This window comes from Komagataeibacter sp. NFXK3, from assembly GCF_054182245.1.
On record NZ_JAPIVJ010000005.1, the window covers coordinates 106,005 to 131,642 of the forward strand.

Sequence of the window (25,638 nt, forward strand, 5' to 3'; positions counted from 1 at the left end):
TGACAGGGCAGGCACGCATGCGCGAGAACCGGAAAAACACCCCCGCCCCGCAAGCCGAGGATGAAGCCCGCACCGCCGAGCGCTTCAAGCGCGCCACGGTCGGCGCCGTGCGGGCCGTGGGTGGGCAGGCCCAGACCGAGGTCTCGTTCCTCAATGGCCCCGTGCCTTCCGGCGTGTCGGTTACCGGCACGCATGTGCGCCTGCCCCACCCCTCGCGCCGCATGACCGAGGCGGAAATGACCCGCATGCGCGGTGCGGCCGATGCCGCGGCCCTGCGCCTGCGCCATCACAATGCACCCCTGCATGAAAGCGCCCGCCCGCCCGCGGGTGAAGCACGCGAAGTGTATGACATGCTCGAGCAGGCCCGGGTGGAAAGTCTTGGCGCGCGGCACATGGCCGGGGTGGCCGCCAATCTTGATGCCCGCCTGGCGCAGGAATGCGCCGATATGGGCCTTGACCGCCTGCCCAGCCACACAAAGCTGCCTACGCCCTTCGCGCTGGGGCTGCTGGCGCGCGAGCGCATGTCGGGCCATCCGGTGCCGCAATCCATGCATGACCTGATGGCGCGCTGGGCCGAGGATCTGCCGCCCGCTGCCCGCCGCGCCCTTGATGAGATGGCGGCACGCCAGGACAGCCAGCAGGAATTTGCCCAGGCCGCGCGCCGGCTGCTCATGGCGTGTGATCTGCTCCAGCAGGAAACCACGCCCGAGGAAGAGGCGGATGACGGCACGAGCGATGCCGAAGCCGCCAGTAGCGATGACGAGGAACCCGCTGACGACACCACCCCCGATGCCCAGGAGGACGGCCCGGAGGAGGATGACAGCAACCAGCCCATGCAGATGTCGCAGGGCACCGGCGCCAGTGATGACGAACCCGATGATGGCGAGCAGGGTGGCTCGGCCAGCGGGTCGGAAGAAGCCGGTGGCCCGGCCGAGGGGGAAGCGGAGGAAGCGGAGCCGCAGCGCGGCTATCATGCCTTCACCACCGTTTATGACGAGGAAATCGCCGCCGAGGATCTGTGCGACGCGGAAGAACTGTTCCGCCTGCGCCAGACGCTCGACCAGCAGCTTGTCAGCATGCAGGGCGTGGTGTCCAAGCTGGCCAACCGCCTGCAGCGCAAGCTCATGGCGCAGCAGACCCGTGCGTGGGAGTTCGACCTTGAGGAAGGCATGCTCGATGCCGGGCGGCTTTCGCGCATCGTGGTCAATCCCATGCTCTCGCTGTCCTACAAGCGCGAGCGTGACATGGATTTCCGCGATACGGTGGTCACGCTCCTGATCGATAATTCAGGTTCTATGCGTGGCCGCCCCATCTCGGTGGCCGCCATGTGCGGCGATATCCTGGCCCGCACGCTCGAGCGCTGCGCGGTGAAGGTGGAAGTGCTCGGCTTCACCACCCGTGCATGGAAAGGTGGCCGCAGCCGCGAGGCGTGGGTGCAGGCGCACAAGCCCGAAAACCCGGGGCGGCTGAATGACCTGCGTCATATCATCTACAAGGCGGCCGACATGCCGTGGCGGCGCGCGCGGCGCAACCTTGGCCTGATGCTACGCGAGGGGCTGCTCAAGGAAAACATTGATGGCGAGGCCCTGCTCTGGGCCCAGCGCCGCCTTGCCGCCCGCCCGGAAGGCAGGCGCATCCTGATGGTGATTTCCGATGGCGCGCCGGTGGATGACAGCACGCTGTCCGCCAATCCCGGCTCTTACCTCGAGAACCACCTGCGCGAGGTCATTGCCCATATCGAGACGCGCACCAGCACCGAACTGCTGGCCATCGGCATTGGCCATGACGTGACGCGCTATTACCGTCGCGCCGTGACCATTACCGACCCCGAGGAACTCGGCGGCACGATGATGAAGAAGCTGTCCGAACTGTTTGGCGAGGAAGCGGCGCGGGGTGCGCGCCGTTAACGCTGAAGGCCATCGGCTCCCCTGCCCCGCGCCGTGTCTGGCGCGGGGATTTTTTTCAGGCGGCGACCAGCCTGCGGTCGGCGAGCTCGAGCAGCGCATCGAGCATGCGGTCAACATCCGCAGTGGTGGTGCGGTGGTTGACGATGGCCGCCCGCACGGCCTTGTGCCCGTTGATGATGGTGGTGGACGGCGCCGCAATCCCGCTTTCATGCAGGTCTTTCACCACCTCGCCATTGAAGTGGTCCAGATCCTCCACGGGGGCGATGATGCGGAAGCACACGATGTTCAGGGTCACGGGTGCGAGCAGTTCCAGCCGCGGGTTGGCCTCGACACGGGCAGCGAGGTGGCGGGCGATGGCGCAGCAATTGACAATCATGTCGCCCATGCCATCGGCGCCATAGGTGCCCAGCGTCATCCACACTTTCAGCGCCCTGAACCCGCGTGACAGGTCGGGGCCGAGGTCGCAGTACCACGGGCCATTGGTGGCAAGGCCGCGGTCCTCGCGTGCAAGATAGGCGCGGGACTGGGCAAAGGCGTCAACCTGGGCACCGGGGCGGCGGACAAGGATGCAGCCCGCATCGTACTGCACCTGTGCCCATTTATGGAAGTCAAAGGCCACGCTATCGGCCCGTTCCAGCCCGCGCAGCATGGGCCGCAGCGCGTCGGACAGCATGGCCAGCGCGCCAAATGCGCCATCGACATGAAACCAGATATCCTCACGCGCGGCGATGTCGGCCAGCGTGTTCAGGTCATCAATCGCGCCGGTATCCACCGTGCCAGCCGTGCCGATCACGATAAACGGCTCAAGCCCTGCCGCCCGGTCGCGGGCAATGGCCTGCTCGAGTGCGGGCAGGACCATGCGGTTGTGTTCATCCACCGGAATCACGCGCAGGCTGTCCGTGCCCAGCCCGGTCAGGTCGAAGGCGCGCGAAATGCAGCCATGGGCCGTGGCGGCGGCATAGCCCACCAGCCTGCGGCTGCCCACGCCCGCGGCCCGCATTTTCAGCCCGTCGGGCACGGCGCGGCTGGCGGTGATGACGGCAATCATGTTGGCCATGGAGGAGCCGGTAACCAGCAGCCCCGTTGTCTCGGCGGGAAAGCCGCACATCTCGGCGGCCCAGCGGATCACCTCGCGCTCGACCTCGATGGGCGCATGGTCGCGGCCGCCGCAATTGGCATTCAGCCCGCCCACCAGCAGTTCCGACAGCATGCCCACCGCCGTGCCGCCGCCATGCACCCAGCCCATGAAGCCGGGATGCACGTTGCCGGTGGAATAGGGTTCAACCAGTTCGCGAAAGCGGGCGTAAAGCTCTTCCGGCGGGGTGGGCGCGTGCGGCAGGCCGGTGTGCAACTGCGCGCGCAGGGCGGGCGGCATGGGCTGCCACACCGGGCGTTCGCGCAGGGTGGACAGGCGGTCCATCATGTCATCGACCATCTGGTGGCCCAAGGCCCGCAGCGCATCCCAGTTATCCGGGTCCAGTCCTGTCATCTCTCTCCACCATTTCGTGCGGTTGTCATGCCCGGCGGGCATTATCGGCCTGCCTACATACCGGGCCGGGCCGCCATGCGCGAGGGGGTAGATTAGGTCAATCCTCCTTCCCTGCCCCAAAACGCCGTGCCAGCGTGGCGCAGGCAAAAAGCTGGATCTGGTGGTAGATCATGAGCGGCAGTACGATCAGCCCCACCTCGGTGGGGGCGAACAGCACGCTGGCAATCGGCACGCCTGATGCCAGCGACTTCTTGGAACCACAGAACAGGATGGCGATCCTGTCCGCCCGCGCAAAGCCACCCGCGCGCCCGACCAGCAGGGTCAGCCCCAGCACCAGGGCCAGCAGCCCCGCATCGGCCAGCACCACCCGGCCAAGCTGGCTGGCAGGCAGGCGGTGCCACAGTCCCTGCGTCACCGCTTCGCTGAAGGCGGTATAGACCACCACCAGGATTGACCCCCGGTCGGAAAAGGAAAGCAGCTTCTTGTGCCGGTGCGCCCAGGCCCCGATCCGGGGCTGAAGGGCCTGCCCGGCGATGAAGGGCACGAGCAACTGCCCCACGATGGGCATGATCCCGCCGCCGCCCCCGCTGGCATGGCGGCTGAACACGATGCCCACCAGCACGGGCGTTATGAAAATGCCCAGTATGTTCGACAGTGTTGCCGAACAGATGGCCGCCGCCACGTTGCCGCGTGCAATCGAGGTGAACGCGATGGAGGACTGCACGGTGGAGGGCAGGCAGCACAGGAACAGCAGGCCTGTCCACATCGGGGCATCAAGCAGGCGCGGAAAGGCCGCATGCAGGCCCATGCCAAGCAGCGGAAACATGACGAACGTGCACAGCACGATAGCGAGGTGGATGCGCCACCCGGTCAGTCCCTCCACCACCGCCCGGCGCGACAGGCGCGCGCCCTGGAGGAAAAACATGTTCGCGATCATGATGATGGCGAGGATATTGAACACCCTCACCCCTACACCGCGGCAGGGCAGCACGCTGGCCATGCCAACGGTGGCCAGCAGGCATAGAAGGAAGGAATCAAGTTTGCGGAGCATGGTGGAGGAGATAGCCTGATGCTATGGGGATGATGCGGAAATTATACCGGATTGCATCCGCCGCCTATTCACGCCAACTTGTACTGCAAATGAAGAAAATATCCATCATCACCACGGTCCTTGCCGCCCTGTCATGCGTGGGTTCGGCGCAGGCCACGACCCTGCCCGACACCTGCGCCAGAGCGCAGCTTGCCAGTAGCAGCCAGCCGCATGGCAACAACACGCTTGCTGGCCATAACTATGACCTGGCCCTGGCGGGAGACGTGCACCAGACCTTTCACGCAGGTGATATCACGGCCAGCGGCACGGGACTGGGGGCGCAGGCCCTGCGCGATATGGAGGACGTGGCCTCGCTCGTGCTGCTGGCCACCCTGACCGGCCACCATTCGCAGGGCTGCGCGCAGGATTATTTCGTCTCCGCCGCAACGCCCATCATGGACGGGCTGCGCACGGGCCGCAGCTATGACCTGATCTGGCAGGATGGGCTGCTGAGCAGCGGGGAGACGAAGCTCTCCTTCCATCGCGCGCATCTGCACCTTGCCGGTGCCAAAGGCGACACCGCCCCCGCCACCCTCACGCTTGATACGCAGGGCCTTGGCATAGCCGGCTCGCACAACACGCTTCTGGTCAATGCCCTGCCCCAGCAGGCCACGGCCAATGCCTCGGTGCCCAGCGCATCACTCGTGCCGCTTGCCGCAGCCATTACCGGCCACCCGAGCGAGACGGTCATGGTGCCGCTGCATGTCTCATCACTCACCGCCCAGCGCGGCGCCATGCAGATTACCGGCAATGGCGATGCCAGCCTTACCGGCAATACCGATGCGTCATCAGCCAATGGCCATATTCAGGTGCAGAACCTTGATGCCGTGATCGAGACCCTGCGCAACGCGGGCCAGACCCGGGCCAGTGCAGCCCTGGTCCTGGCCAAGCTGTTTGGCCACAAATCGGCCTCGGGCGGAACGGGGTGGGATGTGAGCTGGGCGGGCGGCGTCATGACCGTCAATCACATTCCGCTGCCCATTCGCTAAAGGGCATCAAACCCCCTTAAATGGATCAGAAACCTGACAGACTGCTTTGGCCTGTCAGGTTTTTTTGTGAACGGACATCGACTGAAAGAAGTTTCTGGTGAAGCTTTTTTCAAAAAGCTTCAGAGAGAGGTGCCTTTGTAAGAAAAAGGCACCCCGCTCTCAGGCCGAAACGTCTGCCTCCTCATGCACCATCCGCACCAGCGCACCGAGCACCTTGCGGGCCTGCGTAATGCGCTGGGCGTTGGTCATCTCGCGTATGATCGCAAGCTTGTGGTCGGGCCGGAGGCGTACATTGGCTTCCTTCTGCCGGGCGATCCATGCCACCAGCCCCGCCGGGTTGGCGAAGGTGTTGCCCCGGAACTGGATGACCATGCCCTTGGGGCCTGCTTCCAGCCGTTCCACGCCCGCCTCGCGGCACAGGCGCTTGAGTGTCACCACGTCCAGCAGGTTGCGCACCTCATCGGGCAGCGTGCCGAAGCGGTCAACCAGTTCGGCTTCCATCGCCTCGACCTCGGCATCATTGGCCAGGGCTGCGATGCGGCGGTACAGGCCAAGGCGCACCGGCAGGTCAGTCACGTAGCTGTCGGGTATGAGCACCGGCAGGCCAAGGATGATGTTGGGCGTCCAGTCGCGGTCCTGCAGCTTGCGCCGCCCCTTCTCGGTGCGCAGGTCGGCCACGGCATCCTCGAGCATCTGCTGGTACAGCTCGATGCCCACTTCACGGATATGACCCGACTGCTCATCACCCAGCAGGTTACCCGCCCCGCGCAGGTCAAGGTCGTGCGAGGCCAGCGTAAAGCCCGCGCCCAGCGTATCGAGCGTCTGCATCACTTCCAGCCGCTTCTGGGCTGCGGCCGAGAGCACATGCGTCTGCGGCCAGGTCAGGTAGGCATAGCCGCGCTGCTTGCCGCGCCCCACGCGCCCGCGCAGCTGGTAGAGCTGGCCCAGGCCAAACATGTCGGCACGGTGGATGATGAGCGTGTTGACTGCGGGCATGTCCAGCCCGCTTTCCACGATATTGGTGGAGAGCAGGATGTCGTATTTGCCATCGCTGAACTCGGTCATCACCTGTTCCAGTTCGGTTGGTGTCAGGCGACCATGAGCCTGCGCCAGCCGGGCGTCGGGCACGATCTCGTGCAGGCGGGTGGCCATGCGGTCGAGGTCCTCGATGCGCGGCACCACGCAGAACACCTGCCCGCCGCGGAAGCGCTCGCGCTGGATCGCCTCGCGGATCACCACGCTGTCGAACGGCATGATGAAGGTGCGCACCGCCAGCCGGTCGGTGGGCGGGGTTGCGATCAGGCTCATCTCGCGCACGCCGGTCAGGGCCAGTTGCAGCGTGCGCGGCAGCGGCGTGGCCGAAAGCGTGAGCACATGCACGTCCTCGCGCAGGGCCTTGAGCTTTTCCTTGTGGGCCACGCCAAAATGCTGCTCTTCATCCACGATCAGCAGGCCAAGGTCGGCAAACTTCACGGTCTTGGCCAGCAGGGCGTGGGTGCCGATGACGATATTGACCGTGCCATCGGCCAGGCCCTTGCGCACGGCGGTGGCTTCCTTGCCCGTGACCATGCGCGAAAGCTGCGCCACATTGACCGGAAGCCCCGCAAAGCGGGCCGAGAACGTGCGGTAATGCTGGCGGGCCAGCAGCGTGGTCGGCACCACCACCGCCACCTGCGCGCCCGACATGGCGGCAACGAAGGCGGCGCGTAGCGCCACTTCGGTCTTGCCAAAGCCCACGTCGCCACATACCAGCCGGTCCATCGGCTTGCCTGAGGCCATGTCGTCGAGCACATCGGCAATGGCGCGGGACTGGTCCTCGGTCTCGATGAAGGGGAAGCGGGCGCAGAATTCATCCCACAGCCCTTCTTCAGGCGTCAGCGCCGGGGCTTCACGCAGGGCGCGGGCTGCGGCGGTGCGGATGAGTTCGCCCGCCATGTCGCGGATGCGCTGCTTCATCTTCGCCTTGCGCGACTGCCACGACACGCCGCCAAGCTTGTCGAGCGCCACATGAGCCTGGTCGGAGCCGAAGCGGCTGAGCAGTTCAATGTTCTCGACGGGCAGGAACAGCTTCTCGTTGCCATCATAGATCAGGCGCAGGCAGTCATGGGGCGCGGTGCCTACGCCAATGGTCTCCAGCCCGTCATAGCGGCCAATGCCGTAATCCTGATGGACGATCAGGTCGCCTTCCGCGATCTCGGAGGCTTCGGATATGAACTGGTCCGCCTTCTTGCGCCGCCGGGGCGGGCGCGAGATCCGCTCGCCCAGCAGGTCCTGCTCGGAAATGAAGGCGAAGTTATCGGCAACGAACCCGCGCTCCAGCCCCAGCGTCAGCAGCCCTACCGTGCCGGGCTTGAGCTTCTGCGCCTCTTTCCATGTGGCAAAGGTCTGCACCGGCAGGCGGTATTCGCGCAGCAGCACGCCAATGCGCTCGCACGAGCCGCGCGTCCAGGCCGTGACATAGGCGCGCCTGCCGGTCTGCGCCCATTCCTCAACCCGTGCATGCAGCATGGGGAAGACGTTCTCGCGCCCCTCGGTCACGGTCTTGGCAAACATCTGGCCGGGCCTGCCGCCCGCATCCATGCCCGGCGCGCCATCGGGCTGGGCGAAGGGCATGAACACCACGGCCTTCCTGCCCGCAATCATCGCATCCCAGCCCTTGCGGTCGAGATACATCAGGTGCGGCGGCAGCGGGCGGTAGGGCACCTCGCCTTCCCGCGTGGGCTGTTTGCGGGCGTCGTAATGATCGGTGATCATTTCCAGCCGGGTCGCCAGCACCTCCTCGGCCTGGTTGGCGAGCGAGATGGTGACACCGGGCAGGTAGTCCACCAGCGTTTCCATCTGTTCATGGAACAGGGGCAGCCAGTGCTCCATGCCCGCATGCCGCCTGCCATCCGATATGTGCTGGTACAGCGGGTCATTGGCCGCAGCCGGGCCAAACAGGTCGCGCCAGCCGGTACGAAAGCGCGAGATGGATGCGGGATCAAGGCTGAAATCGGCCACCGGGCGCATGGTCAGGCTGTCGATCTTCGCCGTCGAGCGCTGGGTGCCGGGGTCGAAGCGGCGGATGTTTTCCACCTCGTCGCCAAACAGGTCGAGGCGCACGGGCTCGGCCTCGCCTGCGGGAAAAATATCAAAAATGCCGCCACGGGTGGCGAACTCGCCCTGCTCCATCACCGTATCGGTGCGGTTGTAGCCATGGGCGATGAGCAGTTCCATCAGGAAGGGCGCATCAAGGCTTTCGCCCGCCCTGATGGTGATCGACTGCCCCGCAAAGGCCGCACGCGGGGCCACGCGCTGGATGGCGCCCATCACCGTGGTCAGCACGATGCGCGGCGTGGTTGCCTTTTCCAGCAGGCGGGTCAGGGTTGCCACCCGCTCCGCGATGATGGCGGGGTTGGGGGAGACACGCTCATACGGCAGGCAGTCCCAGCCCGGAAAGCGGAGGATTTCCGCCCCGGGTGCGACAAAGGCCAGCTGGTCTGCAATGCGCGCCATGGAGGCATCATCACGGCACACATGCAGCACGGGGCCTTCGTTCTCGCCCAGGCGGCGGGCGAGCAGGAAGGCGTCATACCCATCCGGCACGCCCCATACGGGAACGGGTGCGCCGGGTGCGAGCGAGAAACCTGCCGTATCGTTCATTTTCCGCCCCGGATTGCGGCAAGGCGGGCGGGATCGGTGGCATCGGCCATGATCTGCTGCATCATGGGCGTGTTGAGTTCAGGCGGCACCGGGCGGCGGCCGCTCAGCCAGTCGGCCAGGTCGGCATCGGGCAGGTCCATCACCGCTTCAAGCGCGTCGAGTTCGGCTTCGGTCATGCCCTCGAGCCGGGGGGCGACGAACCCGCCGATCAGCACGTCGGTTTCATGCGTGCCGCGATGCGTCGCGCGGTAATAGATCTTGCGCCGCCGCGTATCGAGGCGGGAGAGATCAGGCGTTCTGGCTTCCATTGCGTTCCACCCCTGTATGGTTGTGTTTTGTTCCGTAACGCAGGTGTCCTATAGCCCTCATGCGGGCATATGTCAGCCCGCATGACAAGCATGCCACCCCGCAGGATGAACCGCCGCGTGTCCGATACCCCACCCCCGCCCGCCAATTCCCTTCTCGCCCCGCTGCTTGCGGGGATTGAAAGCCTGCAGGGCGTGAAACCGGCCACAGCAAAGCTGCTGGCGCGGGTGGCCGGGGGCGCGCGCGTGATCGACCTGCTGTTCCACCTGCCGGAATCGGTGGTGGACCGGCGCTACCGTCCTACCCTGCGCGCGGCGGAAACCGGGCGGGTATGCACGCTGCTGGTCACGATCACGCGCGTGGTGCCCCCTGCCCCCGGTGGTGGCCGGGGCAAGCGGCCTTGGCGCGTGGTGGTGAGCGATGGCACGGCGGAGGCGGAACTGGTGTTCTTCTCCCCCCATCAGGTGCGCAGGCTTGAGGCCGGGCAGGACATTGCCGTATCGGGCACGCTGGAGCGCTTTGGGGAGCGGCTGAACATGGCCCACCCCGACTATCTGGTGCCGCAGGCCAGGCTTGCTGAAATTCCGCTGCTCGACCCGGTCTGGCCGCTTACGGCGGGGCTGTTTCCAAGCCAGGTGCGCAGCGCCATCCGGGCGGCGTTCGAGGTGTTTCCCGCCCTGCCGGAATGGCAGGATGCCAGCGTGCTGGCGCAGCGCGGATGGCCCGGCTTCGAGCAGGCGCTGCGCACGCTGCACCGGCCATCTGACTTCCCCGACCTGATGGAGGGCGAGGCGCTGGTAGGGGCGTCCGAGCGGGCACGGGCACGGCTTGCATGTGATGACCTGCTGGCCCAGCAGGTTGCCATGGCGCAGGCGCGCAGGCTCAACCGCCTGCGGCCGGGACGCAGCATCGTGAGTGATGGCAGCCTGCGCGCGGTGGCGCTGTCACGCTTTGGCCATGAGCCCACCACGGCCCAGACCCGCACGCTGGCCGAGATCGATGCCGACCTTGCCGCCCCGCGCCAGATGACGCGCCTGCTGCAGGGTGACGTGGGCGCGGGCAAGACGCTGGTGGCGCTGCTGGCCATGCTTGGCGCGGTGGAGGCTGGCCACCAGGCGGCCCTGATGGCACCGACCGAAATTCTGGCCCGCCAGCATCTGGCCACGTTTGAAAAACTCTCCCCCGTGCCGGTGGCCTTCCTTAGCGGCAGCGTAAAGGGCAAGGCCCGGCGCGAGGCCCTGGCCCGCATTGCCGATGGCACGGCCAGGCTGGTGATCGGCACCCACGCCCTGTTTCAGGAAAGCGTGGTGTTTCATGACCTGGCGCTGGCCGTCATTGACGAGCAGCATCGTTTTGGCGTGGAGCAGCGCGCCATGCTGGGCGAGAAAGGCCACCAGACCGACGTTCTGGTCATGACCGCCACCCCCATCCCCCGCTCGCTGCTGCTGACCCAGTGGGGCGACATGCTGGTCAGCCGGCTGGATGTAAAGCCCGCGGGCCGCAAGCCGGTGCGCACCTCGCTGCATGCGCTCTCCGCCATGGACGACCTGCTGGCGGGGCTTGAGCGGGCGCTGGCGCGGGGGGCGCGGATCTTCTGGGTGTGCCCGCTGGTGAGCGAAAGCGAAACCGTTGACATTGCCGCAGCCGAGGCCCGGCATCATGCCCTTGCCGCCCATTTTGGGCCTGATGCCGTGGGGCTGGCGCACGGCCAGCAGGATATTGCCCTGCGCGAGCAGGCCATTGCCGATTTTGCCGCCGGGCGCACGCGTATCCTCGTTGCCACTACCGTGATTGAGGTAGGGGTGGATATTCCTGATGCCACGGTGATGGTGATCGAGCATGCCGAGCGCTTTGGCCTGGCGCAACTGCACCAGTTGCGCGGGCGCGTGGGGCGTGGGCAGGCGGAATCCTACTGCCTTCTGCTGCACGACAGCGCGCTCGGCCAGACCGCGCGGCGCAGGCTGGCGCTATTGCGCGAGACGGAAGATGGCTTCCTTATCGCTGATGAGGATTTCCGCCTGCGTGGCGGCGGTGACCTGACCGGCAGGCGCCAGTCCGGCCTGCCTGACCTGCGGCTGGCCAGCCCGCTTCATGTCGACATGCTGCTCAGGCTTGCAGCACAGGATGCCCGCAGGCTGGTCGATACCCCGCCGGACAAGGCCCCCCCGGCCCTGCGCGGGCGCAGGCAGGCTGTCAGTTTGTTGCTTGAACTGTTTGCCCGGGCGCAGGCTGTGCGGGCGATACGCGCGGGGTAGCGGGTGGCTGGCACGCGGGCGGCTTGACGCCCAGGGCCCCTGCTGCCTGCGCCATGTAGAACGTGGTGAACAGGTCCAGCGGTTCGGGCGCATGCTCCATGCGGGCACGCAGCACGGCACCTTCCCATCCGATCCAGAAATAGCGGGCAAGCTGCATGCAGGTGCGCTTCTGCCCGGCGGTGGCCCGCGTGCCGAAGCCTGCGAGCAGGCAGGCGCTCACGCGCTTTTCCCACCCGTGCAGGATCGTGAGCAGGAGTCCATGGAACGAATCGGGCAGCATTTCGATTTCCTGCCCTAGGTTGCCGATCAGGCAGCCCCGGCGGAAACCGTGATTGTGCATGCTGCCGCGCACGTCATGCACGAAGTTGAGCAGGCGCTGCAGCGGGGGCGTATCTGGCTCCTGCAGCCACAGGTCCAGCCTGGCGTTGAAAGACCTGGCGTAGTCCTCGATCAGGACCTGCCCGAAGTCTTCCTTGCTGCTGAAGCAGTAGTAGAACGACCCTTTCGAGATTCCGGTGGCGTGCAGCACGTCATCCACGCAGGTGGCGGAAAAGCCTTTTTCTGTCAATAAATCAACGCCTGCGCGGACCAGCATGGCGCGTGTGCCCTCGGGTGCGCGGGCGGTCTTGGGCGGTCGGCCCCGACCGCGCCGGGGGGGGGGTGTATCGGGCATGGCGTTTTTCTTATCTCTGCAAGGGGGGCAAATGTATCAGGGATATGTGTCGATAATGTGCGACTGCGTCTAGAAATCAAGCACAATTGTGCATTTAATTTATATCTTTGCGTCCTCCCTTTTTGCATTCCTGCCCCTCACAAACAGGTCAGGATGAAAATTGGTGTGGCAACCAAAGGCGGGAATATGCTTTGGTGTTGTTGATGCCGATGCGATTTATGCTAGGGTCACCGTAGGATGGAAAAAGTTTTCCTGAGCCCGCCGCCGCCTAAACCCCGGCCCAAGGTCAGACAGACCAGAACCCATCCTGCAAACGTGCTTTCATTCGGTGGTGTTCCACAACGGAACATCCGCCACCTAGACCTCGGGATTACGACCGTTGAGAAGTAACAGGACCGACCGCAGCTCCCGCTCCCCGCGCCGCGGCGGGTTTGACGATGATTTCATGTCGTCGCCTTCATTTGGTGATCGCGGCGCCCCGCCGCCGCGCCGCTCCTTTGGTGGTGGAGGTGGTGGTCCCCAGATCGTCGCATCCGGGCCGGAGATCAGCGCCACTGTAAAGTGGTTCAATAGCGAAAAGGGCTTCGGCTTCGTTGAGCTGTCCGATGGTTCGGGTGACGTGTTCCTGCACGCCAATGCCCTGAACCCCACCGGGCATGCCACGGTTGCGCCGGGCACCACGCTGGTTGTGCAGATCGGTCAGGGCCCCAAGGGCCGCCAGGTCGCCGGCGTCCTTTCCGTTGATGAGAGCACGGCACAGCCCGAGCGCCCCCGTGGCGGTGGCTTTGGCGCAGCCGCCCCCGGTGCGCGCGCTGGCTTCTCGCGCTCCGGTCGCCCTGCCCCTGACCTGTCGCATGCGCAGGACATGCGCGGCACGGTCAAGTGGTACAACGCGACCAAGGGCTTCGGCTTCATCACGCCCGAGAATGGCGGCAAGGACATTTTTGTCCACGCTTCCGCCCTTGAGCGTTCGGGCCTGTCCGGCCTGACGGAAGGCCAGACGGCAAACGTGCAGGTTGTTGAAGGCCAGAAAGGCCCCGAAGCAGCCGCCCTGTCGGTCGACTGAATGCTTTCCCCTACCCCACGCCAGCTTAAGGCTGGCGTGGGTGGGTGAATGAATAAAAAACAGGGCCATCCCATAAGGGACGGCCCTGTTTTTGTTGGTATTCCAGCCTTGGTGCCGATGAGGCGTTGCGAAATGCAGGGCCTGTCAAAAGGTTGAAGCTTTCTGAAAAAAAGCTTCACCAAAAACTTCTGATGTCAGCCCGTTTTTTTAGTCTTCGCGGCCCTTGTTGCGCAGCAGGCGGGCCTTGTCGCGGGCCCAGTCGCGATCGGCTATGGCGTGGCGCTTGTCTTCCTTCTTGCGGCCCTGGCCCACGCCCAGCGTCAGCTTGGCAAGGCCGCGGCTGTTGAAGTGGATGTCCAGCGGCACCAGGGTCACGCCGTTGCGCGCGGTCTCGCCAAGCAGCTTGTCCACCTGCTTCTTGTGCAGCAGCAGCTTGCGCGGGGCACGTGGCTCAAAGCGTGACAGCACGCCGCCCTGATATTCGGGGATGTAGCTGTTGATCAGCCACAACTCCCCGTTACGCTCACCGGCATAGGCTTCGTTGATGGTGGCACGCCCCATGCGCAGGCTTTTGACTTCCGGCCCCTTGAGCACCAGCCCCGCTTCCACCGTTTCAAGGATGGCGTAGTTGAAGCGGCCCTTGCGGTTCTGTGCGGCGATCCCGGTCGAGATCATGCCGCTGCCTCTGTTCTTGCTGGCCATGGTTCAGTCCAGCAGCCCGACGGCATCGAGCGCTGCCTTCACCTTTGCCCGGCTGGCATCGGCCAGCGGGGCCAACGGCAGGCGGCAGGTCTCGCCCATCAGCCCCAATATGCTTGCAGCGAACTTGACCGGCACCGGATTGCTTTCGCAGAACAGCGAATCATGCAGCGGCAGCAGCTGGTCCTGCAGTTCCATGGCATTCATGACGTCGCCATCATTCCAGCTCTGCTGCACCTGAGCACAGAGCGCGGGCGCAACATTGGCGGTGACGCTGATGCAGCCATCGCCACCGGCAGCCAGGAACGAGACCGCGGTGCCGTCCTCGCCCGAGATCTGGTTGAACGGCTTCTTCACCGCGCGGCGCACGAGCAGCGGGCGCAGCAGGTCGCCCGTGGAATCCTTGACCCCGATGATGTTGGGGTGAAGCGCCAGGCGCGCCATGGTCTCGACCGAGATGTCGATGACCGAGCGGCCCGGGATATTATACAGGATGACGGGAATGCCGATGGCATCGGCCACGGCCATGAAGTGGCGGTACACCCCTTCCTGCGTGGGCTTGTTGTAATAGGGCGTGACCACCAGCACGGCCGAGGCCCCGGCCTTCTGCGCCTGCTGGGCCATGCCCACGGCCTCGGCCGTGCTGTTCGAGCCGGCCCCGGCAATGACCGGCACCCGGCCGCCTGCGGATTTTATGGTGAATTCAACGACTTTGGCATGTTCATCATGCGTCAGTGTCGGGCTTTCGCCCGTGGTGCCGACCGGTATCAGTGCGGATGTGCCCTGCTGGATCTGCCAGTCGATGAAGCGGCCCATGGAAGGCAGGTCAAGCGACCCATCCGTATTCATGGGGGTAATAAGGGCGGTCATGGAACCCTTGAACATGGTTGTTTCCACCTGGATCCTGTGTCTTGGCTATGCATGCACCGGTAGGTCCGGCACCATTGTTTTCACGCGCTCTGCCCTGCCCCGGCGCGGGCAGGCAGGGTATCATACAGGCAATGCGGCACGGGGGGCAAAATATGCCCGCCATGCCCTGCCCTCACGCCTCCCGCCGGAAAGGGGATGCGCGATAGACGCCCAGAATTTCCTGGCGTTCCGAAAAGAATGAAAGCTCGCGCAGGGCCTCGGCCAGCGGGGGCGCCTGGGGGTGGCCCTCCACGTCCATCAGGAACTGCGTGGCCGAGAACGAGCCTTCCAGCATGTAGCTTTCCAGCCGCGTCAGGTTCACGCCCGTCGTGGCCAGCCCGCCAAGTGCCTTGTACAGCGCGCCGGGCTGGTTGTTGACCCTGAACAGCAGCGTGGTCATGAAACCAGGGCCCGGCGGCGGCAGCGTGTCGGGCCGGCGCGATGCGATGTAGAAGCGCGTGGTGTTGTGGGCGGCGTCCTCCACGTTGCGGCGCAGAATTTCAAGCCCGTTGAGTTCGGCTGCCAGCTCGGAGGCCACGGCCACATCTTCCCTGCGGCCCCAGTCGCGCACCATCTCGGCAGCGCCCGCGGTATCGAACTCCACAACCGGCTCCAGCCCCAGCTCGGTCACGATGCCACGCACCTGCGCCATGGCGACCGGATGGGTGTGCAGCCGCCTTGCATCACTCAGTTTTGTGCCGGGAATGCCCAGCAGGCAATGTTCCACGCGCTGGAAATGCTCGCCCACGATGAACAGCCCCGCCTGTGGCAGCAGGGCGTGAATGTCGGGCACGCGGCCTGCAAGGCTGTTCTCGCAGGCCAGCATGGCCAGTTCGGCCTGCCCGTCATGCACGGCGGCAATGGTCTGGGCAAAGGTCTGGCACGGCAGCGTGGTCCAGCCCGGCCGGGCGGTGCGGCAGGCCAGGTCGGAATAGGCGCCGGGGCGGCCCTGAAAGGCGATGATGCGTTCTGCGTTCATGCGACGGCTCCCAGTATCTGGCGCGCGCGTTCAAGATCGGCGGGGGTATCAACACCAAAGGGGGCTGCGGGCACGCGGGTGCAGCCAATGGTCATGCCCGCCTCGAGCGCGCGGAGCTGTTCAAGTTTTTCGCGCTGTTCCAGCCCGCTTTCGGGCAGGCTGACAAAACGGGCGAGGGCCGCGCGGCGATAGGCGTACAGCCCCACATGGTGCCATAGCGGCCCGGCTCCCCACGGTATGGGCATGCGGGAGAAATACAGCGCGCGCGCCACTTCATCCGGCCCGTCGCTGCCAAAGGCGCAGGCCACTTTCACCACCGAGGCCGCTTTCGCTTCCGCCTCATCGCGCACGGGGGCGACGAGGGTTGCGATATCCACCGCGCGGTCAGCCAGCGGGCGGAGCACGGCGCGCAGGCAGGCGGGGTCGATGCCCGGCAGGTCGCCCTGCAGGTTGATGATGGCGTCATGCCTGCCGGTCGGGTCAAGCGCGCCGAGCGCCTGCCAGATACGGTCCGAGCCCGAGGGCAGGTCCGGATCGGTCAGGATGGCGGTGCCGCCCGCGTGTTCCACCACATCGGCAATCGCGCGGTCAGCGGTGGCGACGGCAACCGGGCCGATGCAGGCAGCCTGCGCACGCTTGAGCACATGCACGATCATGGGCTGGCCCGCGATATCGGCAAGCGGTTTGCCCGGCAGACGGGTCGAGGCCATCCGGGCCGGAATCAGGACAATAGGGTTCATGGGGTCTGGGTCTGGGCCATCCGTAATCTGTCGCGGCGGCACGGGCCGCCCGCCGCCCGTGCATGCTTCACACAGGGCGCGCGGCAGTCTAGGTAAGGAGCGGTTTACATGCAACCGTGGGAAGGACGCCCGACTTCATGGACAGTACACGCCTTAACCAGATCGGGGTTGCCTGCCTCATTGCCGTGGGGGTGCTCGGCGCAAGCTGGGGTATTGCCCACACGGCCGTACCCGAACCCCTGCCCGTGAAGGCTGGCGTGGCCATACCGCACCCGGCAGCCCCTGCGCCGGGCGCCTCCATTGATGATCTGGTTGCCAAGGCCAGCGTGGAAAAGGGCCATGCCCTGGCCGACAGGCAGTGCGCCATGTGCCACAGCATGGCGCCAAATGGCCCCTCCATCATCGGGCCGGGCCTGTTTGGCGTGTTCGGCACGCATGTGGGTGATATTCCCGGCTATGACTTCTCGGATGCGCTCAGGGCGCACAAGGACGAGACCTGGACCAACGCCACCCTTTCCGCCTGGCTCAAGGGTCCTGCCGATTACGCATCAGGCACCAAGATGTCCTTCCCCGGCATCGCCTCGGAAACCGACCGTGCGGACGTGATCGCCTATCTGCGCTCGCTCAGGCCGGAGACACCCTGATGAGCGCCCTGCCCGCCGGGTTCCCGCGTGATGCGGTGCTTGAAGCCGCCATCGCTGCCGCCGATGTGGCGCGCAGCGTGGTGCTGCCCTTCTTCCGCCGTGGGGTCATGGCCCATGACAAGGCCGATGCCAGCCCCGTCACCATTGCCGACCGCACGGCGGAGCGTGCGATTCGGGCGGTCGTGTCAGAGCGCCTGCCCGGTTTTGGCATCATGGGCGAGGAATTCGGCCTTGAAGGCGGCGAGAGCCCGTATCGCTGGGTCATCGACCCGATCGATGGCACCCGCGCCTTCCTCACCGGGCGGCCCACCTTCGGCACGCTCATCGCGCTGCTGCATGACGATGTGCCTGTGCTTGGCATCATCGACCAGCCGGTCACGGGCGAGCGCTGGATTGGCCTGCGGGGCGAGGCGACGCGTTTCCTCTCCACCCTGCCCGGCGCGGCGCGCACGCGGGCCTGCCCTGATGTGGGGCAGGCCGAACTCTCCTGCACGGCGCCTGAAATCCTTGATGCTCCGCACCAGCCCGGTTTTGACGCGCTGGCGGCAGCCGTCCGGCGCACAAGCTGGGGTGGCGACTGCTACGCCTACGGCCTGCTCGCACTCGGGCAGATCGACATCATTGCCGAATGCACCATGAAGATATGGGACTGGGCCGCCCTTGTGCCGGTTGTGGAAGGGGCTGGCGGCGCCATGACCGACTGGGCGGGCCAGCCCCTGCGCGCCGATGGCGATGGCACGGTGCTTGCCCTTGGTGACGCTGGCCTCCTGCCGCATGTGAGCGGCCTGCTCGTGCCGGGCGTGCGCGCGGGCTGACGGCACGAATTCAACTTTCCCCCCTAGCGATGGCGCGGCCAATCGGATAGGGACGACCTACCTTCTTGACCGTATTCAGAGCGGGAGCACGCGACATGACCAGCCCATCCACCGGCCACCTTTCCCTTCCCAAGGACAAGATCCGCATCCTGCTGCTTGAGGGCATTCATGACAGTGCCGTCAACCTGCTGAAGGAAAACGGATACGAGAACGTCACCCGCCTCAAGACGGCGCTGGAAGGCGAGGCCCTGCAGAAGGCGCTGGAAGGCGTGCATATCGTGGGCATCCGCTCGCGCACGCAGCTCACGCGCGAGGTGATCGAGAAGGCCGACCGCCTGATCGCCATCGGCTGCTTCTGCATCGGCACCAACCAGGTCGATCTCGACGCCGCGCGTGAGGCCGGTATTCCCGTGTTCAACGCACCCTACAGCAACACCCGCTCGGTGGCCGAACTGGTCATGGGCGAGATCGTGATGCTGATGCGCCGCATCTTCCCCAAATCGGAAGAATGCAATGCGGGCATCTGGAAGAAATCCGCCACCAATAGCTGGGAAGTGCGCGGCAAGACGCTGGGCATCGTGGGCTATGGCTCGATCGGCTCGCAGCTTTCCGTGCTGGCCGAGGCCTTTGGCATGCGCGTGTTCTATTATGACGTGATCGACAAGCTGGTGCATGGCAACGCAACGCCGGTCGATACGCTCGAAACCCTTCTGGCCCAGAGCGACGTGGTCAGCCTGCACGTGCCCCAGACCCCCGAAACCGCGGGCATGATTGGCGAGGCGCAGATCCGCGCGATGAAGAAGGGCTCCTTCCTCATCAACAACGCGCGCGGCAACGTGGTGGACCTTGATGCGCTGGCCGCGGCCCTGAAGGATGGCCACCTGCTCGGTGCTGCCATCGACGTGTTCCCCAAGGAGCCCAAGCAGGCGGGCGAGCCGCTTGAAACCCCGCTGCGCGGGCTGGATAACGTGATCCTGACGCCGCATATCGGTGGCTCCACGGCGGAGGCACAGGAGCGCATTGGCGTGGAAGTGGCCCGCAAGCTGGTGGAATACTCCGATATCGGCTCCACGCTCGGTGCGGTGAACTTCCCCACCGTGCAGCTGCCCGAAAACCCGCACGGCACGCGCTTCATGCATGTGCACCGCAACGTGCCGGGCATCATGCTGCAGATTAACGAGATATTCTCCAGCGAGTCCTGCAACATTACCGCACAGTACCTGCAGACGGCGGGCGAACTGGGCTACGTGGTGGTCGAGGCCGATACCGGCCGCGATGTGGAAAAGGACAACCGCATCCTTGACCGCCTGCGTGAACTCAAGGGCACGCTGCGCGCCCGCCTGCTGTACAAGCAGCAGTAACAGGGCGCCGCCTTTTTTCAAAAAGGCGGCATTCTTTCAGACTTTTGAAAAAGCGCTGTCAGAAACATCCTGACGATTTGAAAGGAGCGTGCCAGCCGGCATGCTCCTTTTTTTCATGAGGGCGGCATAGATCAGGGGATCTGGACGATGCGGCCCTCGGTTTCCTCGTCGCCGGGCCTGATTTCAACGCTGCCTTTTGCGGAGGGCGGGCAAGCCTTTACCACAGGCCCGATGAGGCAGGGAGGCCTTGGCTTCGGGGCCGAATTCATGCCCGTCGAGCGCATTCTCCCTTTCATCTTCAAGGGTGCAGAGGCCATATTCTTCACAGACCTCCGGCGGCAGGTCATTATTGCCCGGTGTCATGATGATGACGGGCTGCATGCTGCTGGACGACATCATATGATCCTGCCATGCGTTGAAGTAAATATATACCGAATTGAACAATATTGGTGCGGTCAAGGCTGGGGGGCCTCCCCCCAGCAACCTCAGGGCAGGGTCAGGAACGTGGCCGGTTCGCTGTGCCGCAGGCGCGCATGGCGGCTGGTATCGGTCTCGAGCAGGCAGGCCATGAGCAGCGCGATCACCCACCCTACTCCAGTCATGCCCAGGGTGCAGTTCACCACCGCCACAACCGCTGCATTATGCACCTTGCGGCGGCATGCGATGAAGGTCGGCAGCAGGAACAGCACCATGCTGCAGGCCAGCACCAGCACGGCGCCGACAAGCAGGCTCGTGCCGATCTCCAGCCCGGTGCCCTGTACGGACTGCCAGCCACGGTAGAGCTCATAGGTGGAGGGAACATGGATATTCATCACGCTTCATGCTAACCCTAAAGGCAGGCGTGCCGCCATATCGCATGGTACGTTGGGAACTGGCATGCAGCCCTTGCATGCTGAATGGCTTTGTATTTGTTAGGGTTTGCTACAGTGCACGGTTATGTGGACCCTCAGGGGGCAACCTGTGATCTGGGGTGATTTCCAAGCGGTAATCCAGCTATCGGCTGGGCTCAACGTGGCCATTCTCAGCTTTGTCGATATCAGCCTGCCCGCCATAAAGGAACGCAGGCGCGTCTTTGCCAAGGCGCGGCAGGAACTTGAACTGCACCGCAGCGGCACCGACCACCAGCATCCCGATGATGCCGAGGACTATGCCGCCGCCGTGCAGGAAATGGACCGCAAGCTGTTCATGTTATGGCAGGAATCCTCCACCTTCATCCGCGAGGAGGAATCCCTCATCCGCTCCACCGGCGTGCTAGGCGTGTTCGGCGCCGTGCTGAGCCTGGGGCTGCTATGGTATTCGGCGGTGCATTATAGCGGGGTGATCTCGCTCATGGGGCGGGTGCTGATCATTCTCTCGTTCTGTTCGCTGCTCGGCGCGTTCCTGATCAATTTCATGACCGCATCGCAGGCGGGCGTGTTTACCAAGAAATGCAACTCCATCCGTGAGGAAATGCACAAGCGACTGTAAAAGAAAGCCGCTCATGACAGCGCTTTAGAATTAAAGGACGTTTTTGGTGAAGCTTTTCTTCAAAAAGCTTCAGGAAACGCCGCCTTTTAAAAAAAGCAGCCCTGTGCGGGCTGGAAAGGCCGGGCGGCGCTGGTTTTTCTATCCTTTTTGCGCCGTGCGCTTCATGCGCCACAGGATGCGGGTGCCATGGAGCACGAATACCGCCACCAGCCCGAGGCCAATGCCGTACCACAGGCCCTGCACGCCCATGCTCCGGTCAAAGGCAAGGAATATCCCGGCGGGAAAGCCAAGCCCCCAGTAACCGATAATGGCCAGCACCATGGGTATAGTGGTATCACCCTGCCCGCGCAGGATGCCCGTGGCGATGGCCTGCAGGGCGTCAGGCACCTGAAAGGCCGCGCCGATCAGCAGGAGGGCAAGTGCCAGATGCACCGCCTGTGCGTTTTCCGGCAGGGTTGCATCGAGATAGAAGCCGATGATGGCCTGCCGCCCCAGCGCCAGGATGAGCGTGGTCACGCAGGCCACCCCCAGGCCCAGCACCATGCCCGCACTGGCGGCACGGTGGACCATGGCCGGGTCGTCGCGGCCCGTCCAGTAGCCCACGCGTATGTTGCAGGCCTGCGCCATGGCCAGGTACAGCACGAAGCACTGCATGCCGATGCCAAGCATGATCTGGAACGCCGCCAGCCCGGCATTGCCCAGCTTGGCGGCCTCGAAGCTGTTGGCCTGGAACAGCGTGACCTCCGCCATCGCGGCGGCCAGCATGGGCAGGCCGGTGCGCAGCAGGGCACGCGTATGCCCCCAGTCATGCGCGCGCGGGCGTAGTGTCGTGCGCAGTTCGGGCCTGCGTGCCATGAACGCCAGCAAGATGAGGGGCATGCACCACAGGGTGATGACAGTCGCCACCGCCGAGCCATGCAGCCCCAGCGCGGGCAGGCCAAGCCAGCCATGGATGAGCGTTGCGTTCAGCACCCCGTTCACCACCGTAATGCACGGCATCACCCGCATGAGAATGCCCTGCGCGCCCATGACCGGCAGCGCCGTGGTCAGCACGCCCTGGCCGAGCAGCGCAGGCGGCACCGCCCACATCAGGATATGCACGAACCCGGTCACCGGCGCGCGGATGGCCTCGGGCTCGTGCAGCCATGCCAGGAGCGTATCGATATGGTACAGGCAGAACAGTTCCGGCCCGCACAGCACGATGGCAATCATGAGCATGGAGGTGATGGTGGTGCCAAGGCTTGCATGGTCCTGCCGCCCGCGCGCCTGCGAGAGCAGGATGCCACCGGCCTCGATCATGGCGGCAAGGATGGCGTTGAGGGTGAAGAACGTGCCCGTGGCCAGCCCGCCAATGGCAAGGGCCGTGGCGCCCAGGCTGCCAAGGAGCACGTTATCGGTCACACCCATCAGCATCTGGGCGAACTGCGACAGGCCCATCGGTCCGGCAATGGCAAGGATGGAACGGAATTCCGCCCCGAAGGATGTGGTTGGACGCGTCATGAACCCCCTGCTTCACCCATGGCCCCGCCGGGTCATGATCGTGTGTGGCACGCGGTATGTATGGTGCTTGGGGTGGGGTTTATACGACCCGATGGCGCACGGCCAGCAGCCATGCGGCGCAAACGCCTGTCATGATGTATTTTTTATACGGTAAGGAGTAAGGCATGACGTGCGACGACAGCCTGCCCCCGTCATGGCCCGTGGTGCCGCTTGGCGCCCTGGTCGAGTGCCTTGATGCAGGCCGCGTGCCCCTCAACCGAGCGCAGCGGGCGCAACGGCCGGGTCCGGTGCCCTATCACGGGGCTAGTGGCGTGACCGGTCATGTCGACCGGGCGCTGTTTGATGGCGCCCTCGTGCTGCTTGGTGAGGACGGCGCGCCTTTTGCCGATCCCATGCGTGATGTTGCCTTCTTTCATGAAGGGCCGTTATGGGCGGGCAATCATGTGCATGTGCTGCGCCCGCGCGCGGGCGTGGATGGCCGCTTCGTGGCGCATGCCCTCAATACCCTCTCCTATGGGCCATATGTGGAGGGCGCGACCCGCGCCAAGCTGACGCGCGCGCGCATGAACAGCCTGCCTGTCCCCAGCCCTTCCCTTGCCTGCCAGCGCCTTGTGGCCGACCGGCTGGAAGGCAGCCTGCAGCGCATTGACGGGCAGTTGCACCTGCTTGACGGGCTTGACGGGCTGGCGCGCGAGCAGGTCCAGGCCATCATTGCGCAGGCCGCCCGGGCGGCACGTGGCGCCCGGCGGCTGGTGGGGCATGTATTTGACATTGTTGGCGGTGGTACGCCCGCCACGACCCAGCCTGCCTACTGGGGCGATGACGTCACGTGGCTGACCCCTGCGGACCTGCCGCCCGGGCGCCCCTGCTGGGTCACGCGCGGGCTGCGCGGCCTTTCGGCGGCGGGACTGGCCGCGTGCCGGGCCATACTGGTGCCCGCAGGCGCGCTGGTGGTGTCAACCCGTGCCCCCGTGGGCCGGGTGGGGCTGGGGCGCGGGCCGCTTGCGGTCAGCCAGGGGTGCAAGGCGCTGGTGCCGCGCGGGGAGAATGTGGACCTGCGCTATGCGGCGCTGGCGTTATGGGCGGCAGCGCCGGAACTGCGCCGCCGCGCGGGGGGCAGCGTGTTCCCCGAGGTGGATACGCTCACACTGGCCTCGCTGGAACTGACCCTGCCGCCGCTGGCATGCCAGCGCAGAGTCGCACGGGCGGTGTGGGCACGACTGGAGCAGGTCACGGCACAGGCTGATGAACGGGCGCGACTGCGGGGCCTGCTGCGTGAATACCGCGTTGCTGTCAGGCGCGCAGCCATGGGCGCGGCCCCGCCTTCATGAAAGCGGGGCGGCCGGGCGTGTTACGTCAGGCAGGGCGTGCGGGCGGGGCCAGCCCGCTGAGGGTTTCAACGATGTCATTGAATGCGACGGGCCGGTAATCCCACACATCCACCCCCACGTCATAGGACAGGCTGGTGGGCGTGAACCTGTCATGGACATGGCCATAAAAATGCAGTGCATCATGCCAGAAGCCGTTCCACTCCGCGATGGGATAATGAAACAGCACGACCCTGCGGCCATCGAGCCTGAGTTCGACATAGGCCTGTGATGACGCCCAGCCCGGCAGCGTCCGCACGGCCTCGCTGTTATGATTGCCCCAGATCAGGTGCTTGCGGCCATTCAGCCGGGGCAGGATCGCTTCGGTCCGCTGCGTGCCGTGCGCGACATCGCCAAGGTGCCATACATCATCATCGGGGCCGACGGTGGCGTTCCAGTTGCTGACCAGCGTGGCATCCATCTCCGCCACCGTTTCAAAGGGGCGCTTCGTGTAGCGGATGATATTGGCATGGCCGAAATGGGTGTCGGCGGTAAAAAAGGTTCTCGAAGGGCGCGACATGCTGCATCCGGGTCAGAAAAGGGATGCTAATGGACCAGCTTGCGCCCGTATGGACAAGATGGATGGTGTCTTTTTGTAAACCGGGCCTTTACCCTGTGCTGCCATGACCACAGGCGTTGCGTTATATTGCAGCCTTTATGAACTCCAGCAGGATAGAGCACACCATATGGAAGAAAACCGGAGCCGGACCCAGTATGTCGGAACCTTCATATTCGTCTGTGCGGTCCTGCTGTTTTCCGCATGGATCGAACAGTCATTCCTGTTTGCCTTCGTGTGGGGGGGCATCCTCACCATCACCACCTTCCCGCTCTTTAACCGGCTGGTCGGGCGCGGCATGGGCCGCGGGGTGGCGGCAGGGCTGATCGCGGCGGCCATCTTTGCGCTGCTGGCCGTGCCCATGATTGCCATGGCCGTGCGGGCGGGGCTGGAAATTCCATCGCTCATGGCGTGGGGGCGAAGCGCGTTGCATGATGGCATTCCCGTCTCGCCGCAGATCAATGAAATCCCGCGCATTGGCCCGAGGCTGGCCGGGTTGTGGCAGCGCTACCTGTCCGACCCCGATGAACTGCGGCACTGGACCGGCGTGGCGTCGCGCATGGTGGCCACCGGCGACGGGCGCGAACTGCCGCATCGCCTGATGGAAATGACCGAGACCTTCATCATCGCCACGCTGTCGGTCTATTTCTATCTCCACGCCTCGCAAACGCTCATTGCCGATATCCGCGCGGTCGGGCAGCATTTTCTGGGTGGGCGCGCGCGTGATGTGATCCGCAACACCGTGGGTGCGGTGCGCGGCACGGTGGCAGGGCTGGTGCTGGTGGGGCTGGGCCAGGGCGTGCTGGTGGGCATTGGCTACTTCATTGCAGGCACCCCGCACCCTGCCCTGCTCACGCTGGTCACCGCAGTGGTCAGTGTCATCCCGTTCTGCGGGCCGATCCTGCTCTGCGTGACCACGCTCATGACCTTTGCGGCCAATGGCGTGATGCAGGCGGTGATCGTGGGCGTGATCGGCACCATTGCCTATGGCGCGGGCGACCACTTCGTGCGGCCCAAGCTGATCAGTGGCAGCACCAGCATCCCCTTCCTTGCGGTGCTGACGGCCATTCTGGGGGGGCTGCACGTGTTTGGCCTGCTCGGGCTGTTCATCGGGCCTGCGGTCATTGCCGTTGCCCTGTCGCTTTGGCGCACGGCGGCGGCGGAAGAACGCGCCCGTTAACTCG

General features: G+C 65.1%; 23 protein-coding genes. 10 read left to right on the forward strand and 13 right to left on the reverse strand.

Annotation, left to right across the window (positions count from 1 at the left end):
- The first annotated feature begins 17 nt into the window (after positions 1-17).
- Complete coding sequence (locus tag OQZ28_RS07310) at positions 18-1,907, forward strand: cobaltochelatase CobT-related protein (RefSeq protein ID WP_458135757.1); 1,890 nt, start codon at positions 18-20, stop codon at positions 1,905-1,907.
- 55 nt (positions 1,908-1,962) lie between these two features.
- Here OQZ28_RS07310 and OQZ28_RS07315 read toward each other — a convergent pair whose 3' ends face one another.
- Positions 1,963-3,396, reverse strand: coding sequence for a pyridoxal phosphate-dependent decarboxylase family protein (locus OQZ28_RS07315; protein WP_458135646.1), 1,434 nt, complete (start codon positions 3,394-3,396; stop codon positions 1,963-1,965).
- Between the two features lie 97 nt (positions 3,397-3,493).
- Positions 3,494-4,447 (reverse strand): bile acid:sodium symporter family protein, encoded by a 954-nt coding sequence (locus OQZ28_RS07320; RefSeq protein WP_458135647.1) that lies wholly within the window; start codon positions 4,445-4,447, stop codon positions 3,494-3,496.
- 89 nt (positions 4,448-4,536) lie between these two features.
- Between OQZ28_RS07320 and OQZ28_RS07325 the strand changes: the two genes are divergently transcribed.
- The gene (locus OQZ28_RS07325) at positions 4,537-5,475 is read left to right on the forward strand and encodes a hypothetical protein (protein ID WP_458135648.1); all 939 of its coding nucleotides are present in this window, start codon (positions 4,537-4,539) and stop codon (positions 5,473-5,475) included.
- 159 nt (positions 5,476-5,634) lie between these two features.
- On the opposite strand, the gene mfd is transcribed toward OQZ28_RS07325, so the two are convergent.
- Both mfd and OQZ28_RS07335 read right to left on the reverse strand, forming a co-directional pair.
- The gene (mfd, locus tag OQZ28_RS07330) at positions 5,635-9,117 is read right to left on the reverse strand and encodes a transcription-repair coupling factor (protein WP_458135649.1); all 3,483 of its coding nucleotides are present in this window, start codon (positions 9,115-9,117) and stop codon (positions 5,635-5,637) included.
- Positions 9,114-9,425: a succinate dehydrogenase assembly factor 2 gene (locus tag OQZ28_RS07335; RefSeq protein WP_130730934.1), complete on the reverse strand. Its 312-nt coding sequence runs from the start codon at positions 9,423-9,425 to the stop codon at positions 9,114-9,116. The genes mfd and OQZ28_RS07335 overlap by 4 nt, the downstream gene beginning before the upstream one ends.
- A gap of 105 nt (positions 9,426-9,530) precedes the next feature.
- Here OQZ28_RS07335 and recG point away from each other — a divergent pair, with 105 nt between their 5' ends.
- Positions 9,531-11,678, forward strand: coding sequence for an ATP-dependent DNA helicase RecG (gene recG / locus OQZ28_RS07340; RefSeq protein ID WP_458135758.1), 2,148 nt, complete (start codon positions 9,531-9,533; stop codon positions 11,676-11,678).
- On the opposite strand, the gene acuR is transcribed toward recG, so the two are convergent.
- Positions 11,617-12,351 (reverse strand): acrylate utilization transcriptional regulator AcuR, encoded by a 735-nt coding sequence (acuR, locus tag OQZ28_RS07345; RefSeq protein WP_242621747.1) that lies wholly within the window; start codon positions 12,349-12,351, stop codon positions 11,617-11,619. The genes recG and acuR overlap by 62 nt on opposite strands.
- 379 nt (positions 12,352-12,730) lie before the next feature.
- On the opposite strand from acuR, the gene OQZ28_RS07350 reads away from it, so the two are divergent.
- Positions 12,731-13,417: a cold-shock protein gene (locus OQZ28_RS07350; RefSeq protein ID WP_130730933.1), complete on the forward strand. Its 687-nt coding sequence runs from the start codon at positions 12,731-12,733 to the stop codon at positions 13,415-13,417.
- Between the two features lie 207 nt (positions 13,418-13,624).
- On the opposite strand, the gene smpB is transcribed toward OQZ28_RS07350, so the two are convergent.
- From smpB to OQZ28_RS07370, 4 genes are all read right to left on the reverse strand, one after another.
- The gene (smpB, locus tag OQZ28_RS07355; RefSeq protein WP_130730932.1) at positions 13,625-14,119 is read right to left on the reverse strand and encodes an SsrA-binding protein SmpB; all 495 of its coding nucleotides are present in this window, start codon (positions 14,117-14,119) and stop codon (positions 13,625-13,627) included.
- A gap of 3 nt (positions 14,120-14,122) precedes the next feature.
- A complete protein-coding gene (dapA, locus tag OQZ28_RS07360) occupies positions 14,123-15,001 on the reverse strand; it encodes a 4-hydroxy-tetrahydrodipicolinate synthase (protein WP_458135650.1) in 879 nt (292 codons plus the stop codon).
- A 157-nt stretch (positions 15,002-15,158) separates the two neighbouring features.
- A complete protein-coding gene (locus OQZ28_RS07365; RefSeq protein WP_458135651.1) occupies positions 15,159-16,004 on the reverse strand; it encodes a prephenate dehydratase in 846 nt (281 codons plus the stop codon).
- A complete protein-coding gene (locus OQZ28_RS07370) occupies positions 16,001-16,744 on the reverse strand; it encodes a 3-deoxy-manno-octulosonate cytidylyltransferase (RefSeq protein WP_458135652.1) in 744 nt (247 codons plus the stop codon). Before OQZ28_RS07370 ends, OQZ28_RS07365 begins: the two co-directional genes overlap by 4 nt.
- 137 nt (positions 16,745-16,881) lie before the next feature.
- Between OQZ28_RS07370 and OQZ28_RS07375 the strand changes: the two genes are divergently transcribed.
- The 3 genes from OQZ28_RS07375 to serA all read left to right on the forward strand — a co-directional run bounded on the left by OQZ28_RS07375 (position 16,882) and on the right by serA (position 19,564).
- The gene (locus OQZ28_RS07375) at positions 16,882-17,388 is read left to right on the forward strand and encodes a c-type cytochrome (protein WP_130730928.1); all 507 of its coding nucleotides are present in this window, start codon (positions 16,882-16,884) and stop codon (positions 17,386-17,388) included.
- Complete coding sequence (locus OQZ28_RS07380) at positions 17,388-18,203, forward strand: inositol monophosphatase family protein (protein WP_130730927.1); 816 nt, start codon at positions 17,388-17,390, stop codon at positions 18,201-18,203. The genes OQZ28_RS07375 and OQZ28_RS07380 overlap by 1 nt, the downstream gene beginning before the upstream one ends.
- Before the next feature lie 95 nt (positions 18,204-18,298).
- Entirely contained in the window at positions 18,299-19,564 is a 1,266-nt protein-coding gene (gene serA, locus OQZ28_RS07385) for a phosphoglycerate dehydrogenase (RefSeq protein ID WP_458135653.1), read from the forward strand.
- Between the two features lie 183 nt (positions 19,565-19,747).
- Here serA and OQZ28_RS07390 read toward each other — a convergent pair whose 3' ends face one another.
- Positions 19,748-20,023 carry a hypothetical protein gene (locus tag OQZ28_RS07390; RefSeq protein ID WP_458135654.1) on the reverse strand — a complete coding sequence of 92 codons (276 nt, stop codon included), beginning with the start codon at positions 20,021-20,023 and terminating at the stop codon, positions 19,748-19,750.
- Between the two features lie 26 nt (positions 20,024-20,049).
- Complete coding sequence (locus OQZ28_RS07395) at positions 20,050-20,376, reverse strand: superinfection immunity protein (RefSeq protein WP_458135655.1); 327 nt, start codon at positions 20,374-20,376, stop codon at positions 20,050-20,052.
- Between the two features lie 148 nt (positions 20,377-20,524).
- Between OQZ28_RS07395 and OQZ28_RS07400 the strand changes: the two genes are divergently transcribed.
- Positions 20,525-21,031 (forward strand): hypothetical protein, encoded by a 507-nt coding sequence (locus OQZ28_RS07400; protein ID WP_078523993.1) that lies wholly within the window; start codon positions 20,525-20,527, stop codon positions 21,029-21,031.
- A 138-nt stretch (positions 21,032-21,169) separates the two neighbouring features.
- Here the strand turns inward: OQZ28_RS07400 and OQZ28_RS07405 are convergent, their stop codons facing one another.
- Positions 21,170-22,531, reverse strand: a complete 1,362-nt coding sequence (locus OQZ28_RS07405) for an MATE family efflux transporter (protein ID WP_458135656.1) — start codon at positions 22,529-22,531, stop codon at positions 21,170-21,172.
- A 164-nt stretch (positions 22,532-22,695) separates the two neighbouring features.
- On the opposite strand from OQZ28_RS07405, the gene OQZ28_RS07410 reads away from it, so the two are divergent.
- The gene (locus OQZ28_RS07410) at positions 22,696-23,862 is read left to right on the forward strand and encodes a restriction endonuclease subunit S (RefSeq protein WP_458135657.1); all 1,167 of its coding nucleotides are present in this window, start codon (positions 22,696-22,698) and stop codon (positions 23,860-23,862) included.
- A gap of 25 nt (positions 23,863-23,887) precedes the next feature.
- Here the strand turns inward: OQZ28_RS07410 and OQZ28_RS07415 are convergent, their stop codons facing one another.
- On the reverse strand, positions 23,888-24,418 hold the full coding sequence (locus OQZ28_RS07415) for a metallophosphoesterase (RefSeq protein WP_458135658.1): 531 nt from the start codon (positions 24,416-24,418) through the stop codon (positions 23,888-23,890).
- A 166-nt stretch (positions 24,419-24,584) separates the two neighbouring features.
- On the opposite strand from OQZ28_RS07415, the gene OQZ28_RS07420 reads away from it, so the two are divergent.
- The gene (locus OQZ28_RS07420) at positions 24,585-25,634 is read left to right on the forward strand and encodes an AI-2E family transporter (protein ID WP_458135659.1); all 1,050 of its coding nucleotides are present in this window, start codon (positions 24,585-24,587) and stop codon (positions 25,632-25,634) included.
- Positions 25,635-25,638 lie beyond the last annotated feature (4 nt).

Bases quoted from the DNA above. Each gene is read 5' to 3' on its own strand.
- smpB (WP_130730932.1), bottom strand. From the start codon at position 14,119: ATGGCCAGCAAGAACAGAGGCAGCGGCATGATCTCGACCGGGATCGCC.
- OQZ28_RS07335 (WP_130730934.1), bottom strand. From the start codon at position 9,425: ATGGAAGCCAGAACGCCTGATCTCTCCCGCCTCGATACGCGGCGGCGC.
- recG (WP_458135758.1), top strand. From the start codon at position 9,531: ATGAACCGCCGCGTGTCCGATACCCCACCCCCGCCCGCCAATTCCCTT.
- OQZ28_RS07410 (WP_458135657.1), top strand. From the start codon at position 22,696: ATGACGTGCGACGACAGCCTGCCCCCGTCATGGCCCGTGGTGCCGCTT.
- OQZ28_RS07310 (WP_458135757.1), top strand. From the start codon at position 18: ATGCGCGAGAACCGGAAAAACACCCCCGCCCCGCAAGCCGAGGATGAA.
- OQZ28_RS07405 (WP_458135656.1), bottom strand. From the start codon at position 22,531: ATGACGCGTCCAACCACATCCTTCGGGGCGGAATTCCGTTCCATCCTT.
- OQZ28_RS07325 (WP_458135648.1), top strand. From the start codon at position 4,537: ATGAAGAAAATATCCATCATCACCACGGTCCTTGCCGCCCTGTCATGC.
- OQZ28_RS07315 (WP_458135646.1), bottom strand. From the start codon at position 3,396: ATGACAGGACTGGACCCGGATAACTGGGATGCGCTGCGGGCCTTGGGC.
- serA (WP_458135653.1), top strand. From the start codon at position 18,299: ATGACCAGCCCATCCACCGGCCACCTTTCCCTTCCCAAGGACAAGATC.
- OQZ28_RS07320 (WP_458135647.1), bottom strand. From the start codon at position 4,447: ATGCTCCGCAAACTTGATTCCTTCCTTCTATGCCTGCTGGCCACCGTT.
- dapA (WP_458135650.1), bottom strand. From the start codon at position 15,001: ATGTTCAAGGGTTCCATGACCGCCCTTATTACCCCCATGAATACGGAT.
- OQZ28_RS07380 (WP_130730927.1), top strand. From the start codon at position 17,388: ATGAGCGCCCTGCCCGCCGGGTTCCCGCGTGATGCGGTGCTTGAAGCC.
- OQZ28_RS07365 (WP_458135651.1), bottom strand. From the start codon at position 16,004: ATGAACGCAGAACGCATCATCGCCTTTCAGGGCCGCCCCGGCGCCTAT.
- OQZ28_RS07395 (WP_458135655.1), bottom strand. From the start codon at position 20,376: ATGAATATCCATGTTCCCTCCACCTATGAGCTCTACCGTGGCTGGCAG.
- mfd (WP_458135649.1), bottom strand. From the start codon at position 9,117: ATGAACGATACGGCAGGTTTCTCGCTCGCACCCGGCGCACCCGTTCCC.
- acuR (WP_242621747.1), bottom strand. From the start codon at position 12,351: ATGCCCGATACACCCCCCCCCCGGCGCGGTCGGGGCCGACCGCCCAAG.
- OQZ28_RS07420 (WP_458135659.1), top strand. From the start codon at position 24,585: ATGGAAGAAAACCGGAGCCGGACCCAGTATGTCGGAACCTTCATATTC.
- OQZ28_RS07370 (WP_458135652.1), bottom strand. From the start codon at position 16,744: ATGAACCCTATTGTCCTGATTCCGGCCCGGATGGCCTCGACCCGTCTG.
- OQZ28_RS07415 (WP_458135658.1), bottom strand. From the start codon at position 24,418: ATGTCGCGCCCTTCGAGAACCTTTTTTACCGCCGACACCCATTTCGGC.
- OQZ28_RS07375 (WP_130730928.1), top strand. From the start codon at position 16,882: ATGGACAGTACACGCCTTAACCAGATCGGGGTTGCCTGCCTCATTGCC.